This is a genomic window from Limnohabitans sp. INBF003 (genome assembly GCF_055396645.1).
Map to the genome: position 1 here is coordinate 808606 of NZ_AP029222.1, position 15648 is coordinate 824253.

At 59.0% G+C, this 15648-nt stretch carries 14 protein-coding genes; 7 read left to right on the top strand and 7 right to left on the bottom strand.

Going from position 1 to position 15648, the window contains the following annotated elements:
* Window position 1: 1 nt before the first annotated feature.
* From ACZ5VE_RS03875 to ACZ5VE_RS03895, 5 genes are all read right to left on the bottom strand, one after another.
* Window positions 2-1126, bottom strand: a complete 1125-nt coding sequence (locus ACZ5VE_RS03875) for an efflux RND transporter periplasmic adaptor subunit (protein WP_464456748.1) — start codon at window positions 1124-1126, stop codon at window positions 2-4.
* Entirely contained in the window at window positions 1123-1710 is a 588-nt protein-coding gene (locus ACZ5VE_RS03880) for a hypothetical protein (RefSeq protein WP_464456749.1), read from the bottom strand. Before ACZ5VE_RS03880 ends, ACZ5VE_RS03875 begins: the two co-directional genes overlap by 4 nt.
* 8 nt (window positions 1711-1718) lie before the next feature.
* Window positions 1719-2981: a TolC family protein gene (locus ACZ5VE_RS03885; protein ID WP_464456750.1), complete on the bottom strand. Its 1263-nt coding sequence runs from the start codon at window positions 2979-2981 to the stop codon at window positions 1719-1721.
* A gap of 140 nt (window positions 2982-3121) precedes the next feature.
* Window positions 3122-3493: a cation efflux protein, CzcI family gene (gene czcI / locus ACZ5VE_RS03890; RefSeq protein ID WP_464456751.1), complete on the bottom strand. Its 372-nt coding sequence runs from the start codon at window positions 3491-3493 to the stop codon at window positions 3122-3124.
* A gap of 61 nt (window positions 3494-3554) precedes the next feature.
* Window positions 3555-5789: a heavy metal translocating P-type ATPase gene (locus tag ACZ5VE_RS03895; RefSeq protein WP_464456752.1), complete on the bottom strand. Its 2235-nt coding sequence runs from the start codon at window positions 5787-5789 to the stop codon at window positions 3555-3557.
* Between the two features lie 95 nt (window positions 5790-5884).
* Here ACZ5VE_RS03895 and cadR point away from each other — a divergent pair, with 95 nt between their 5' ends.
* The 3 genes from cadR to ACZ5VE_RS03910 all read left to right on the top strand — a co-directional run bounded on the left by cadR (window position 5885) and on the right by ACZ5VE_RS03910 (window position 8388).
* A complete protein-coding gene (gene cadR, locus ACZ5VE_RS03900) occupies window positions 5885-6346 on the top strand; it encodes a Cd(II)/Pb(II)-responsive transcriptional regulator (protein ID WP_464456753.1) in 462 nt (153 codons plus the stop codon).
* Between the two features lie 203 nt (window positions 6347-6549).
* A complete protein-coding gene (locus ACZ5VE_RS03905) occupies window positions 6550-7707 on the top strand; it encodes an AAA family ATPase (RefSeq protein ID WP_464456754.1) in 1158 nt (385 codons plus the stop codon).
* Between the two features lie 222 nt (window positions 7708-7929).
* A complete protein-coding gene (locus tag ACZ5VE_RS03910; protein WP_464456755.1) occupies window positions 7930-8388 on the top strand; it encodes a hypothetical protein in 459 nt (152 codons plus the stop codon).
* A gap of 13 nt (window positions 8389-8401) precedes the next feature.
* Here the strand turns inward: ACZ5VE_RS03910 and ACZ5VE_RS03915 are convergent, their stop codons facing one another.
* Window positions 8402-9277, bottom strand: a complete 876-nt coding sequence (locus ACZ5VE_RS03915) for a D-alanyl-D-alanine carboxypeptidase family protein (protein ID WP_464456756.1) — start codon at window positions 9275-9277, stop codon at window positions 8402-8404.
* A gap of 130 nt (window positions 9278-9407) precedes the next feature.
* Window positions 9408-10085, bottom strand: coding sequence for an HTH-type transcriptional repressor FabR (gene fabR, locus ACZ5VE_RS03920; RefSeq protein ID WP_104801857.1), 678 nt, complete (start codon window positions 10083-10085; stop codon window positions 9408-9410).
* 63 nt (window positions 10086-10148) lie between these two features.
* Between fabR and ACZ5VE_RS03925 the strand changes: the two genes are divergently transcribed.
* From ACZ5VE_RS03925 to ACZ5VE_RS03940, 4 genes are read left to right on the top strand one after another with little or no spacing between them, the layout of a single operon-like run.
* Window positions 10149-11549, top strand: coding sequence for a 3-oxoacyl-ACP reductase (locus tag ACZ5VE_RS03925; RefSeq protein ID WP_104801858.1), 1401 nt, complete (start codon window positions 10149-10151; stop codon window positions 11547-11549).
* The gene (locus ACZ5VE_RS03930; protein WP_104801859.1) at window positions 11503-12465 is read left to right on the top strand and encodes a MaoC family dehydratase; all 963 of its coding nucleotides are present in this window, start codon (window positions 11503-11505) and stop codon (window positions 12463-12465) included. The genes ACZ5VE_RS03925 and ACZ5VE_RS03930 overlap by 47 nt, the downstream gene beginning before the upstream one ends.
* Window positions 12466-12473: 8 nt before the next feature.
* A complete protein-coding gene (locus ACZ5VE_RS03935; RefSeq protein ID WP_104801860.1) occupies window positions 12474-13784 on the top strand; it encodes an acetyl-CoA C-acetyltransferase in 1311 nt (436 codons plus the stop codon).
* 2 nt (window positions 13785-13786) lie between these two features.
* The gene (locus ACZ5VE_RS03940) at window positions 13787-15607 is read left to right on the top strand and encodes an acyl-CoA dehydrogenase C-terminal domain-containing protein (RefSeq protein WP_108326952.1); all 1821 of its coding nucleotides are present in this window, start codon (window positions 13787-13789) and stop codon (window positions 15605-15607) included.
* The last annotated feature ends 41 nt before the right edge of the window (window positions 15608-15648 follow it).

Below are 15648 nucleotides of genomic sequence, written 5' to 3' on the forward strand. Positions count from 1 at the left end.
ATCAACGCACTTGGTTAATCAATGTTGCGCCTTGCGTAGCGATCAAATCGCTCACCTCAAGACCCGATGTGATGGCAACCCGTGTACCGTCCAAGGGTTCAAAAGTGATGGTGCGCGGTGTGAATCGCTCAGCAGCTGTTTTGACCCAAACAATGGATTGATTGGCTGGGTTCTTCATCAGCGCAGAAACTGGAACAGCCATGCCTTTCACCTTGTCTTTGGTCTGAATCACCACTCTTACTGGCTCACCGAGAGCCAATGCGCTCAGTTCTTCGCCCTGAGCCTTGAAATTCATGGGCAGTGCTTGCTCCCGTAGGCTGCGTGCTGCCCCTAAAAACTGCAGCGAAATTTGTTGGCCATTCACTGCCATGAACGCCTTGTCCACGCTGGCGATGAGAGCGGTGTCAAAGGCCAAGGCTTCAATTCGCAGGCGTGCTGGGTCCACAATTTCAAACACCAACTCTCGCGCATCGATCACTTGTCCTGCCACCACATTTGCTGAGGCAATCACGCCAGAAACGGGTGCCACCAAAGGTTCTCGGTGGTTCAGTCCTGTGCTAACTGCCGAGACGCGGCCAGTCAAGCTTTGCAGCTCGCTCTCAGCTGCTTCGATGTCTTTGCGTGGCACGGTATCGGAAAGTTCCTTGAATCGTGCCAGTCGTTTTTCTGCAAGAGATTTAGCTGCTTTGAGTTCTGCCAACTGTGCAAACTGATTGGATTGCTCAATAGGCGCCAGTGAAGACACCAGATAAGCAAGAACATCCCCTTTGCGCACCGCAGTACCGAGATTTGGCAGACCTTTAGGACCGGCTTCGATTCGACCAGCATTGATGGCTTGAACTTTGCCACCAGCATTGGGGTCCATGCTGACCTTGCCGTTGAGTTCTATGGACCTCGGTAAGTCTGTAACTTCCACTTTGATAGTTCGAATTGCCAATTGACGTTGGGCTGGCTTTGGTAAGAAGACGCTGCCATCGGGCAAGCGCTGAGGCCCGTTCATGTTGGGAGTAGCAGATGCACCGCCATGGTCATGGCCTTCACCAGCCCAAGTGCTGGTCACCAGAGATAGGGCAGTCACTGCGGCCATCACGACAGTCAGTGTTGAAAGAGTGGTTTTGAATGTCATGCGGCACCTCCGGTGCGATTTGCTTGATGAGTCTGTAGGCGCTTGCGAATAAAAATCAGCGCCATGAGGGCAGCGGCAGAAAACAAAGCCCAGCTGAGCCACTTTTTCCATCCATTTTTTGAAGCGCTACCTTGTCCATTCAAATCTGAGTGAATGTCCAGCTCCCCAGCCAACAAATCAACTTCTTTGTCGATCGTGACAGTCGCAGTCACGCTGATAACACCGGGTTTCGGCTCAGCGGGGAGCACAATTTCAAACTCATCTTCACCGTGCTTTTGCGCTACAAATTTAACGCCAGATAAATCCAGCTCAATTTGTGCCTCTTTGACAGGCGCATTGGTTTCAAGGCGATCTAAATAGAGAGTGATTTGCTTTCCGTTCAGCACACCGACCAATTCGAGTGCATCTGAAACTGCTGTAAAACGGGGGGTGGAGGGGGCTGATGTGGCTGCCTTGGCATCGCCATGATCGTGCCCTTCCCCTGCCCAACTCAGACTGGAAAGAGCCAAGCCGATGGCCAGTCCAATGGTTCTGATTCCTGATGAAATAGTCATTGAAATTTTCTGTAATGTTGATTGATTCATAGCACACCTTATTGCGGCAATAGTCCAGCTGCTTGACGTAGCGCTGAGATAGACGCAAAGAACTCGATACGACTTAAAGCAGCTTGACGTTGTGCCTCAACGGCTTCTACCTCGATGCGCAGTCGGGTTGGCAAATCGGATTCACCAAGCTGAAACGATTTCTCAAAGAAGGTGCGGGACTCCAAAGCCAATTTGGCTCTGCGCTCCGCCGCTTTGAGTTGAGCCTGTGCAGCATTGACTTTTGCTTGAGCAAAGTGCCACAGGGACTGTGTCCGATCGCGCTCCAAGGTCAATTGCGCTTGGGCTTGTGTTGCTTCAGCTTGGGCGTGAGCTACAACCGCCTCATACCTAGGGCCACCGCCAAACGGAAGTCGAATGCCTATCGTTATTTTTGAGCTGTAGGGATCTGCAAGATTGCCACGATCTCTGGATTTGGCAATCGTGAATTCTGGGTTCGCCCTTGTTCTGGTTGCGGCCAGTGCCATCGCGCGCTCGGCAACATCTGAGCGCGCTTGCAGCTCCATCAATGCAGCATGGTTGCGTGGGTATTCAGCTGAAGGGAGTAACTCTGGGCTATCTGACAAATTTAGCGTTGAAAAACTTGTCGCACCAATCGATGCTTTGATCATCTGAATGGCAAGTTCCAAATTTGCTTGCGCCATGGCATACGCAGACTCAGCCACCGCAACGGCACCTTCAGCTTGGTGTTGATCCGATTGAGCTAAATCACCCGCCTTCACCCGTTTAGAAACATCTTCAGCTAAGCGTTTCGCATTGTTTAATTGATCCGTGGTGACATCTTTTTCGATGCGGGCACGGTGCAAATTCCACCAATCCTCTCGGATTTGTCCGGCAACACGCAGTTGATTTGCTTTAATTTGATGATCTAAAGCGTTGACCTCAGCTTCTGCGAGAGCAGAACTTTTGCTTCGTTGACCGGGGAGCCACATCGGAACTGCGATTGCAATTTGCTGCTCTCGTTCACCCAAATTTCTGCCCCACTGATCAGATTTTGAGTTCAGCTCTACGGCAGCTGGCTCTGGTGTCCATGCTGCAGCTGCACGCTTTTGGGCTTGCAATGCTTGCTGACGAGTCTCTAACGCTTGTGCTTCTGGTTGACGCGCCCAAGTGGCATCAAAAATATCTTTGACGCTCTGAACTGGCCGTGGCTGGTTGGTATTTTGCGCAAATACATGAAAGACACTGCACACTGAAATGGCGGCTACTACACTCAGGCGCCATTTGAAATTCCATTTTTTGGTTCGGTACATCCGACTCTCCTAGGTTGTGAATAACCATGACATGGAGATCGGTAAGGAAGCTGCATCGACACGCGCAGCCGCTTGAGAACTGAAGCTCAGTTCTCAAGAAGTCGGCTGAAGCGGAGAATGGATTGAACTAACCTCACCGATCAGGCGAGGTGGTTCCACTGAGGTCGTTCTGGTCGTTCTATGGCAGAACGGAAAAGGAATTCGGCTTGGGTAGCCGTCACGTGCTCGGCGCCTTCTGATGAAGGCATTTGCTTCTGAGTAACCAATGCTGCGCAGCAACCAGCATGGCAACTGGCGCAATCTGTATCACTACCGTCCAGATTACTTACATTTGAGGTAGGCGCTTTGGTGTCGGACATGGAGTCGCTAGACTTGTGCTCGTGCTCATGATGACCGGGGTGTTGCGCTTGCGAGCTGACATCGCTTTCATGCTGGCAATAACCGCTCACTGCAGCCCAAGAGAGCTGCAATGGCATAAAGACCAGCAAGAAAATGGCAATCAAGCGACGCATGGGCGGAAGTCTATCAGCAAAGTTGGAAGACAAAGTTGGTGTTTCGTTGAATGCCCCATCTTCAATGCTGGGTTTTTAAAAGTCTCAGGCCATTGAAAACGACCATCAGACTAGCACCCATGTCGGCAAACACTGCCATCCACATAGTTGCATCGCCAAAAATCGCCAGCGCTAAAAATACGGCCTTGATACCGAGCGCCAAGCTGATGTTTTGCCAAAGCACAGCATGGGTTCGTTTGGATAATCGAATGGTTTCTGGCAGACGGCGCAGGTCATCATTCATCACCACCACATCAGCCGCCTCCATTGCGGTGTGCGTGCCAGCGCCTCCCATGGCAAAACCAATATTGGCTTTTGCCAAGGCAGGTGCATCATTGATGCCGTCACCTGTCATGGCCGTGACGCCAAACCGCTGTTGAAGCTCAGCAATCGCATCTAGTTTGTCTTCTGGCAGCAGGTTGCCTCTAACTTCATCAATACCAGCTTGTGCCGCCACAGTTTGCGCAGTGGCAATATTGTCCCCCGTCAACATCACAGGGGTTACGCCCATGGACTTCAACTCAGCCACCGCTTGTGTGGACGAGGGTTTGATGGTGTCGGCCACAGCACACAAAGCCATCACACGATTGGCATTGGTCAAAATGGTGACGGTTCTTCCCGCTTCTTCATGAACTTTGAGGCGATTCTCAAGTTCGGCAGAGCATTGTTGGCGCTCTTCGATCCAACGATGATTGGCCAACGCATAGGGATGCGCCTCAATGACACCTTGTACGCCACGACCTGCAACTGCTTGAAATTCAGTGACATCTCTTAGGTCTGCGGTGAGACCTTCGGCAATGGCTTTGGACACGGGATGGTCTGAACGAGCAGCAAGACTTTTGGCAATGCTTTGAGTGTTTGCAAAATCTAAGCTTGTATCGATGGGTTCAAACGCCACTAATTTCGGTTTACCTTGTGTGATGGTTCCTGTTTTGTCTAGGGCTACCACCTTGATGCTTCTGGCTTCTTCAAGATAAACACCCCCCTTGATCAAAATGCCTCGACGTGCCCCTGCAGCTAAACCACTGACGACCGTGACTGGGGTGGAAATGACCAAGGCGCAAGGGCAGGCAATGACCAAAAGCACCAAGGCTTTGTAGAGGGCTTGAATCCAAGTCCAGTCTGCAAGCCAAGGCATCAGTACAGCCACAGCAACAGCTAAAACAAAGACGGCTGGGGTGTAAATAGTTGCGAATTTATCCACAAACCGTTGGGTTGGGGCACGTGATGCTTGCGCTTGTTCGACGGCGTGGATGATGCGAGTTAAGGTACTGTCCGAGGCCAGTGCCGTGACCTGAATTTCCAATGATCCTGATTGATTGATGGTGCCTGCATAGACTTCATCACCAGCAGTTTTATCGACTGGCAAGCTTTCACCAGTGACAGGGGCTTGATTGACAGCACTGCTACCTGATATGACGACGCCGTCTAGGGCGATGCGTTCGCCCGGACGCACACGCACAGTTGCGCCTATTTCAACGGTCTTCACAGGGCACGGCACCCACTGCCCATCAGCTTGCAGAACTTCGGCGTGTTCTGGTGCAAGTGCCAGCAGGCTTTTGATGGCGTTGCGAGCACGGTCGACTGCTCGGGCCTCAATCGCTTCAGCAATGGCATACAGTGCCATCACCATAGCGGCCTCTGGCCATTGTCCGATCAGGAATGCACCTGTGACAGCGACGGTCATGAGTGCGTTCATATTCAAGCGCCCTCGAACCAAAGCAGAAAGACCTTTGCCGTAGACCGAAAAGCCCGCCAAGGCGATCGCACAGGCGGCAAGTGCCATGCCTAGTCCCTTTGAAGTCAAGTCATCTGGCAACGCAAAAGCCAAACCCTCGGCAGCTAAAGACAATATCAAAGCACAAATCAACTTGCCCCATGAGTCCCAAAATCTATGCGAAGCAACGCCTTTTGCATTTGCTTTGTCACGCTCGTCGATCAACGGCTCTGGTTTAAAACCCACTCTGCGAATGGCATCGATAGATTCGGCCACAACTTGTGGATCAGCGGCAATCGTCAATTCGCGAGCAGTCAGATCGAAGCGCAAACTTCGAATGCCTTGAATCGCTACCAACGCCTGACGAATTTCCGATTCCTCAGAAGCACAGTCCATATTGGCAATGCGAAAACGCTGATCATCGTTAGTTAAACCAGCTGCACTGGGGTGCTCAAAAGTGACAGGCGATGAAGCGCAAGTCGTCCCGCATTCGCAGGCTGATTGAGTTTTAGTTTGTTGTACTTGCTCAGTTGCTGACATGTCTCTTACTCCTAGTTGGGTATATTACAAACCCTATAGTCACTACAATGTCAAGCGCTAAAACTTGACCTTCAAAAAGTTCGGAAAGATGCCAAATGAAGATCGGTGAGCTAGCTAAATCTACCCAAACACAGGTGGAAACGATTCGGTATTACGAGCGAGAAGGGTTGCTACCTTCACCGCTGCGCTCGGAAGGCAACTATCGAATTTATGGCCCCGAACATGCGGCTCGGCTGTCTTTTATCCGGAACTGCAGAAGTCTGGATATGACACTGAACGAAATTCGAACCTTACTGGCTTTCAAGGACGCACAGCAAGGTGACTGCGCTGGTGTGAATGAACTGATCGATACACACATGGCGCACGTTGCGTCAAGGATCAAAGAGTTGCGAACACTTGAGCGCCAACTCAAAGAATTACGCGAAACTTGTATGGAAGCGCGGGCAACAAACCAATGCGGCATTCTTGCTGAGTTATCTGCACATCCACGCCAAGCAACTTTGAAATCAAAAAGCGTTTCAGGGCACATTGGTGGATTGCACTCAAAAAGCTTGTAATGTCTGAGATGGACATTAATTGGTCAATACAACTGGACGCGCTGGTCACGTTGCTGGACTGATTGGTCAACATCACTGGAATACGCACCAAGCAATTGCAATGCGGGAAATGCGCGAATCCATAGCGATGGAGTCAGGAATTATTGGATGTTTGTGATTGCCGAGAATGTCAGTAACTTTGCTCCTTCAAAAGGAGTGAACTCATGATCACAAGCAAATCCAAAGCACAAAAAGACGAGGAGGGGCGGACAGCAGTTGAGCGTTTGTATCTCGAGCGCATTCGCAAACTGGAGCAAAAGCTCAGTGTGCTTGAGAGTGCTGAAAAGCCCGCTGACCTCTATGAGCGCATGGTGGAGATCGAATCCGAGGCCGATCCTGAGTGCAAGCTTGAAGACGGGAGCCAGTTCGAGCTCTTCTCAATCAAAAGCCTGATGAACCTTCAGAGGGCCAAGTATTCGCACGACCACCTCAGGGACAAGCTTCGAAAAATCACAGCGTCTTGCCGTTACAGGAGGCTGGTGCGTGTGAAGGAAGAGCAGATTGCGGCAGTAGATAGGCTTGGGGAGAAGTACAAGAATTTTTCAAACTTCCTCCACGATATGGTGGTTCCGCAGCTGCATGTTCAGTCGCAAACTGGCCAGCCTTTGCGCCTGCCGAACTTCTGCTTGGTGGGTGAACCCGGCATTGGGAAGACGGCTTTTCTGACCGCATTGATGAGCGCTTTAAATATCGGCGGAAAGATCTTTGACGCCAGCACTGTTCAAAACTCGGCTGTTCTGAATGGGCTGACTCGGACTTACGGAAATGCTGATGTTGGTCTGATTTTTAGCTCCATGCTGTTAGGCCGCACAGACGATGGACTGGCAATGCCCGCCAACACAATGTTTTGCATCGATGAGGTAGAAAAGATGGGCTATGAGCGCCAACTTGGTGCTGCGCTGGATTTACTGCTGGCCTTGCTCGAGCGACAAACGGCGCGTCGTTTTGTGGATGCATGCGTGACTGAGCTCCCGCTAAATTTGGAACATCTCAATTGGTGCTTCACAGCCAACTCTACTCATGAAATGAGCGCGCCGCTTCGCAGTCGAATCATTGAAGTCGAGGTGCCCGCGCCGACAGAGGAGCAGGCACTCGAGATTGCGGCTTCGATTTTTGAAGAGGAAATTGCTCGACTGCGTGGCAAAGTAAAACTGCTGCCGGACCTTCGCTACAGTCAGCTCGAGCAGTTGGTTCGTATCTCACCACGACAACAAAAGCAAGTCCTGCAGATGGCCATCGCGAAGGCGGTTCATCAGGGTGCTGCAGAGATCAGCATTCCAAATCTTGAAAAGAAGTCAACTGTGAGGATGGGGTTCGTATGACTTTGGAGGAACTGAAAAACCGGTGGCCTGTTTTGAGGACTGTCAGTCTTGAGCACGGACCCGGCTGGTACGGAATCATCGATCTCATCATGTCTGCAATTTCTACAGCAGGCTTTGATACGGACCGAGACGAGATTCGTCAAGTGAAAGAAAAATTCGGCACCCTCAAGTTTTATATTGCGTGTGATGTTCACGCAAAGGATGGCCACGAAAGTGACGTTCATGAATCAAGGCAAAGGCTACAGCGCATCCTACAAGCCATTAACGACAACAACACCAGCGGTAAAACTTGTGAGCAGTGCGGAAAGATGGGGCAGCTACTTGTGTCTGCTGGGTGGTGGTCAACTCGGTGCACTGAGCACGCCTCTGAAGGGGCAATGCCTCCGGGGCAGTATTTTGCAATGCGAGCTTCGAAGGCAAGGCCAAATGAAGATGGTGCATGATCAAAATCGACCGCCAGATTATGAGTGGCGCGAGCGCGTTTTGGTGTTGCTACGGGCTAATGGAAGGTTGAGGGCTCTTGCTGATGCGCAGGCTGAATTAAAGTCTGCAGTTCTGAATGAGCTTCGTATATCCGACCCTACCAACCCCTTTCTGGATAAGCAACTTCGCAAACAATTAATGCTGATGGCGTACCACCGAGCATTGGTTGATGCAGAAGATGAAAATGACAATCTGTAGCGTGTTGATGCCGTCAGCCGAGCAGCGTGCGCGTGTGGTCGGCTCGTGCCTGTGCGCTGTGGGTGTTGAGGATGACCGAGATCAAGCGCATATCGTTGCGCTTGGACGAAGTGACCAGGCAATAACCGGCCTCAGCGGTGTGGCCGGTCTTGAGGCCGTCCACAGTGGGGTCGGTGTAGAGCAGGGCGTTGCGGTTGCCTTGCTTGATGCCGTTGTATTTGAAATCGTGTTCGGCGTAGATGGGGTAGTACTCGGCGCTGTCGCGAATGATGGCGCGCGCCAGTATGGCGAGGTCACGCGCGGAGGACTTGTGCTCCGGATCGGGCAGACCCGTAGGGTTGACGAACTGGGTGTGCGTCATACCAAGGCGCTGGGCCTCGGCGTTCATCAGCTTGGCAAAGCCGGCCTCTGAACCGGCCATGTGTTCGGCAATCGCTTTGGAGGCATCGTTGCCTGACTGGATGACAATGCCGCGCAGGATGTCAATGACGGTGGCCTGGCTATTGAGCGGCAGGTACATGCACGACTCGGTGCCCGAACCGCGGCACCAGGCGTTCTGGCTGACTGTGACCAGATCGGTCTGCTTGAGCTTGCCTGAGCGCAGCGCTTGCTCGACGATGTAGCTGGTCATCATCTTGGTCAGCGATGCGGGGGGCAGCGGCTCGTCGGCGTTGGCCGAAGCCAGCACCTCGCCGGAGTCAAAGTCCATCAGCAGCCAGGCCTTGGCAGGCAGCGCCGGCGGGTTGTCGGCCAGGGCCGTCTGGGCGGCCAGAGGCGGCAGGGCGTTTGCAGAGGCTGCGGCGGCCGCAGCCTTTTTGTGCGCTGCAGGCTTGGCGGCAGCGGGGTGTTTGGCCGCGAAGGACGCCGAGCTGGGCAACAGGGTGCCCACAGCGATGGCCAGGGCGATGGGGAGAAGAGAGAAAGTCTTGGCTTGCAGGGTGTGGTTCGGTAGAGCATCGATTGTCGCGGATTGGGGGCGGGTTTCTTGGGATGGCTGCCGATTGGCAGTCACCGCCGCTTCAGCGCCGCTCTGCCTCGCGCCAGCTGGCCGCGCCCAGCAAGATGATCTGCAACTGCTGCACGAAGTCCTGCACCATCGCCTGCTCGGACTGAGGCTCGTCGGCGGGCAGATCCAGAACCTCGGGGGCGGCGGCCAGCAGGGTGTTGACCATCAGGCCGCAGACCATGTGCAGGCTGGCCTGCGACAGGCCCTGGTAGGCCTCCAGCGGCGCCAGGTCGCGTGCCGTGTCGTCCACAAAACGCTGCACCTCGTGGCGGATCGCCAGCCGCAGCACCCGGCTGCCACCCGCGCGCTCGCTCGAGATGAAGCGGAACAGCACCCGGTTGTCGCGCACGTACTGCAGGTACACCTGCACCGACTGGCGCACCACGCTGGTCTGGGCCGAACTCGGCTGGCGCGCCTGGCGCAGCAGGCCGCGAAGCGTGGCCCCCACCTCGTCCACCAGGCTCAGGCCCAGCTCGTCTGGGCTGCGAAAGTGCCGGTAAAACGCATTGGGCACCATGCCGGCCTCGCGCGCGATCTCGCGGATGCCCAGGCTGGTGAAGCTGCGTCCCTCGCCGATCAACCGCAGCGCGGCCTGCACCAGGCTTTGGCGGGTCAGGTCCTTGCGGTCTTGCCGGCTCAGCGGCGGCTCGGGCGTGGCGGGGGCGGGGGTGTCGGGACGGGCGTTCGGCATGGACGGATTTGGCGGTTTGGGTTTTTCGGTGTACGATCGTACACAAACAAAGGAGCCCTGTCCATGTCCGACGCTTACCTCAACTTTGCCAACTCGGCCTTTGGCGCGCGCCTGGCCGGCATGCTGGGCCTGCCGCGTCCCGTGCCGCTCGAGCGGTTCGAAGCCGGCCAACCGGTGGTTGCTGGCGACGTGCTGGTCGGCGCCGGTGGTACGCCCGAACTGCTGCCCGCGCTGCTGGCTGCCTTCCGCGCCATGCGGGCCGCCACCGTGGCGCACCGCAGCGTGCAGGGCTGGACCGCGATGGCCAACCAGGCCGGCTTGATGAGCGGGCTGTGGAGCACCGGCGAGCAGCCGGGCGGTCCCCTCAAGGCCGTGGTGTTTGACGCCACCGGCCTGGCCACCGTGGCCCAGGCCGAGGCGCTGTACCAGTGCTTCCACGACGCGGTGCGCTCACTGCAAAGCTGCGGCCGCGTGCTGGTGCTGGGCCGCCCGCCCGAAGCCTGCCCGGTTGCCGAGCAGGCCACGGTACAGCGCGCTCTGGAAGGTTTTGTGAAATCGCTGGCCAAGGAGGTCAAGCGCGGCATTGCGGTGCAACTGGTCTATGTGGCGCCGGGAGCCGAGGCGCAACTCGAAGGCACACTGCGCTTCTTTTTGTCGCCGCGCAGCGCCTATGTGTCGGGCCAGGTGGTGCGGCTGGCACCCTTTGAGGCCCCGGCCCCGAGCGACTGGGTGCAGCCGCTGGCGGGCAAAAAGATTTTGGTGACCGGCGCGGCGCGCGGCATTGGCGCGGCCATTGCCGAAACCCTGGCGCGCGATGGCGCCCAGGTGGTCTGTCTGGACGTGCCGCAGGCCCAGGACGCCTTGCAGGCCGTGGCCGAGCGGCTGCAGGGCCGCGCGCTGGCGCTCGACATTGCCGATCCGGCGGCCGCCGGGCAGATCGCCCAGGCGGCCCTGGCTGACGGCGGCTGGGACGGCGTGGTGCACAACGCCGGCATCACCCGCGACAAGACCATCGCCAAGATGCCGCCGCACCTGTGGCAGACGCTGGTGCAGGTCAACCTGGTGGCGCAGCAGGCGATCAACCAGGCCTTGCTGGAGCGGGGCGCGCTCCAACCCCAGGCACGGCTGGTGTGCGTGTCGTCCATCTCGGGCATTGCCGGCAACCTGGGGCAGACCAACTACGCGTTTTCCAAGGCTGGCGTGATCGGCCTGGTGCACAGCCAGGCGCCGCGCCTGCCCCGCGGCATGGCCATCAACGCGGTGGCGCCGGGCTTCATCGAAACGCAAATGACCGCCGCCATCCCGCTGGCCATCCGCGAAGCCGGCCGGCGCATGAATTCCATGGGGCAGGGCGGCCAGCCGGTCGATGTGGCCGAAACCATCGCCTGGCTGCTCAGCCCCGCCTCGCAGGGCGTGAATGGGCAGGTGGTGCGCGTGTGCGGCCAAAGCCTGCTGGGGGCTTAAGGTGCAGCGCCAGAACATCACACCCGCCAGCACGCTGAGCAACTTGGCCCGTGCGCTGGCCAGCAGTTTCAAGCGCCCCGGGCCGGTGCGCGCGCTGGCCCCGGTCACGCTGGTGCTGCCGCGCGTCGTGGTCGACGCCGCGCACCTGGCGCGTTACGCCGAGGTCTGCGGTTTTGCCCCGAGTGCGCAAGCGCCGCTCACCTACCCGCAGATGCTGACTTTCCCCCTGGTCATGACCTACATGACTTCGCCCGCCTGCCCCTGGCCTGCCATGGGCACGGTGCACCTGGCCAACGCCATCACCCAGCATGCGCCGCTGGCCGCAGGCGATGCGGTGCGGGTGGAGCTGAGCAGCGGCGAGCTGCTGGCGCACGACAAGGGGCAGGTGTTCACGCTGCACCTGCGCGTGCTGCGCGAGTCAGATGGCGAGGGCGATGGCCAATGCGTCTGGCAGGCCACACAAACCCTGCTGCGCCTGGGCGTGAAGTCGCCCGTGGGCGCACCGTTCAACGGCGCCGTGGGGCCGGAACTCGCCCTGACCCAGGCCGGTGCATTCGACGCCCCCGCCGACACCGGCCGCCGCTACGCCCCGGTGTCGGGCGACTACAACCCCATCCACCTGTCGGCGCTGAGCGCGCGCTTGTTCGGCTTTCCGCGCGCCATCGCGCATGGCCTGTGGACGCAGGCGCGCGCGCTGGCCCTGTTGCAAGCCGCCGCGCCGGCCACTGTGCTGCAAGCCGCTTCGCTCACCACCGTGTTCAAGCGGCCCGTGCTGCTGCCGACACGCGCCTCGCTCTGGCAGGCGCAGGCCAGTACAGGCCAGACCGTGTTCGAGGTGCGCGACGCACGCGGCGAGCAGGTCCATCTGCGTTCCGAACTCCGCGCCGAACCCGCGCATCAACCCACCATTTCCTGAGCCCCACCATGACCCCCAACAGCACCCTCCGTCGCGTCGCCATCGTGGGTGGCAACCGCATCCCGTTTGCGCGCTCCAACACCGCCTACAGCCGCGCCTCCAACCTCGATATGCTCACGGCCACGCTGCAAGGCCTGGTGGACCGCTTCAACCTGCATGGCCAGCGCCTGGGCGACGTGGCCGCAGGCGCGGTGATGAAGCATTCGCGCGACTTCAACCTGGTGCGCGAAGCCGTGCTCTCCACCACGCTCTCGCCCGAGACCCCGGCCTTCGACCTGCAGCAGGCCTGCGGCACCGGGCTGGAGGCCGCCATGCTGGTGGCGCACAAAATTGCGGTGGGCCAGATCGAATGCGGCGTGGCCGGCGGGGTGGACACCACCTCGGACGCGCCCATCGCCGTCAATGACCAACTGCGCCGCACCCTGCTCGATGTTTCGCGCGCGCGCAGCCCCTGGCAGCGCCTGCAGCGGGCGCTGCGCATCCGCCCGGGGCAGTTCTTCCAGCCCGAGCTGCCGCGCAACGGCGAGCCGCGTACCGGCCTGTCGATGGGCGAACACGCCGAACTCATGGCCCGCGAATGGGGCATCACGCGCGAAGCGCAAGATGCCCTGGCCCTGCAAAGCCACCACAACCTGGCGCGCGCCTATGGCGAAGGTTTCTTTGTCGACCTGATGACGCCCTTCCTGGGCGTGAAGCAGGACAACAACCTGCGCCAGGGCCTGAACGCTGAACAGCTGGCCAAGCTCAAGCCGGTTTTCGACCGCAAGGTGGCGCCCGGCCAGGGCACGCTGACGGCAGGCAACGCCACACCGCTGACCGATGGCGCCTCGGCCGTGCTGCTGGCCAGCGAAGCCTGGGCGGCCGAGCGTGGTCTGCCGGTGCTGGCCTACCTCACGTTCAGCGAGGTGGCGGCGGTGGACTTTTTCAACCCCGACCCGGCCAAGAAAGAAGGCCTGCTGATGGCCCCCGCCTACGCCGTGCCGCGCATGCTGGCGCGCGCTGGGCTGACGCTGCAGGACTTCGACTTTTATGAAATCCACGAAGCCTTTGCCGCCCAGGTGCTGTGCACCCTGCAGGCGTGGGAAGACCCGGCGTTTTGCCGCGACAAGCTCGGCCTGGCGCAGCCGCTGGGTGCCATTGACCGCAGCAAACTCAATGTGAACGGCAGCTCGCTCGCCGCCGGTCACCCGTTTGCCGCCACCGGCGGGCGCATTGTGGCCACGCTGGCCAAGCTGCTCGCGCAAAAAGGCAGCGGGCGCGGTTTGATTTCCATCTGCGCCGCTGGCGGCCAGGGCGTCGTGGCCATTCTGGAGAAATGAGCATGTTGAACTACAAAGCCCCGCTGCGCGACATGCGCTTTGTGATGAACGAGGTGTTCGACTACCCGGCGCACTACCGCGCGCTGGGCAGCGGCGAAGACGCCTCGCCCGAGGTGGTGGACGCCATTTTGGAGGCCGCCGCCACCTACTGCGAAGAGGTGCTGGCGCCGCTCTACGTCTCGGGCGGCGAAGAGGGCTGCCACTTTCAGGCGGGCGAGGTCACCACGCCCAAGGGCTTCAAAGCGGCGTATGCGCAGTTCGTCGAGGGCGGCTGGCAGGGCCTGTCGTTCCCCACGGCTTACGGCGGGCAGGGCCTGCCCGTGTCGCTCAACCTGCTCAAGAGCGAGATGATGGGCACGGCCAACTGGGCCTTCAGCATGTACCCCGGTCTGAGCATCGGCTGCATCAACACCATCTTGCAGTACGGCACCGAGGCCATGCGCCAGCAGTACCTGCCCAAGCTGGTGGCGGGCGAGTGGGGCGGCACCATGTGCCTGACCGAGCCGCAGTGCGGCTCTGACCTGGCGCAGGTCAAGACCCAGGCCAAACCGCTGGGCGACGGCAGCTACGCCATCACCGGCACCAAGATCTTCATCTCCAGCGGCGAGCACGACTTGACCGACAACATCGTGCACATCGTGCTGGCGCGCCTGCCCGAGGCGCCCGCCGGCACGCGCGGCATTTCGCTGTTCATCGTGCCCAAGTTTCTGGTGGGCGAGGGTGGTGCTTTAGGCACGCGCAACGCGGTGCACTGCGGCTCGATCGAGCACAAGATGGGCATCAGCGCCAGTGCCACGGCGGTGCTCAATTTCGACGGCGCCATCGGCACCCTGATCGGTGAACCGAACAAGGGGCTGGAGGCCATGTTCACCTTCATGAACACCGCGCGCATCGGCACCGCCATCCAGGGCGTGGCCCATGCCGAGCTGGCTTACCAGGGCGCGCTGGCCTATGCCTGCGAGCGCCGTTCCATGCGCGCGCTCTCGGGCAAAAAGGAGCCCGAGCAGGTGGCCGACGCCATCGTCTGGCACCCCGACGTGCGGCGCATGCTGCTCACCCAAAAAGCCATCGCCGAAGGTGGCCGCGCCATGATCTACGGCGCCGCGCAACTGGCCGACAAGATGTTTGCCGCTGCCTGGGCCGGCGACCAGGCCGGCTACAAGCGCCACGACGGCGAACTGGGTTTCTTCACCCCCATCCTCAAGGGCTTTTTGACCGAAATGGGCCTGGAAGCCGCCAACCTGGGCATGCAGGTGTACGGCGGGCACGGTTACATCCGCGAGCATGGCATGGAGCAGATCGCGCGCGATGCCCGCATTGCCACGCTGTACGAAGGCACCACCGGCATCCAGGCGCTGGACCTGCTGGGGCGCAAGGTGCTGCTGCAAACGCGCGGCCAGTGCGTGCGCGACTTCACCGCCCAGATGTGGGTGCTGGCCCGGCCGGGCCTGCTGGCTGGGGGCTTGCGTGGCCGCATGGCCCGCGCCCTGGCGCGCCGCGCCGTGCAATGGAATACGCTCACCCTGCGCCTCATGCTCAAGGCCAAGGCCGACCCGGAGCAAGTGGGCGCGTCGTCGGTGGACTACCTGATGTATTGCGGCTACGTGATGATGGCCTACCACTGGGCGCTGATGGCCCAGCGCGCCGAGCAGGCCCTGCACAGCGGCCAGGGGCCAGAGTCAGCGGCGTTCTACCAAGCCAAGCTGCAAACCGCGCAGTTCTACTTTGAACGCCTGCTGCCCCGCGCCGACGCCCACCACCGCATGGCGCTGGCGCCGGCCAGCACGCTGCTGCAGATGCCGGTGGCGGCGATGGCGGGTTGAACCCGCTTCACCGCTTGGCGGCATGGACAGCAATGTATCTC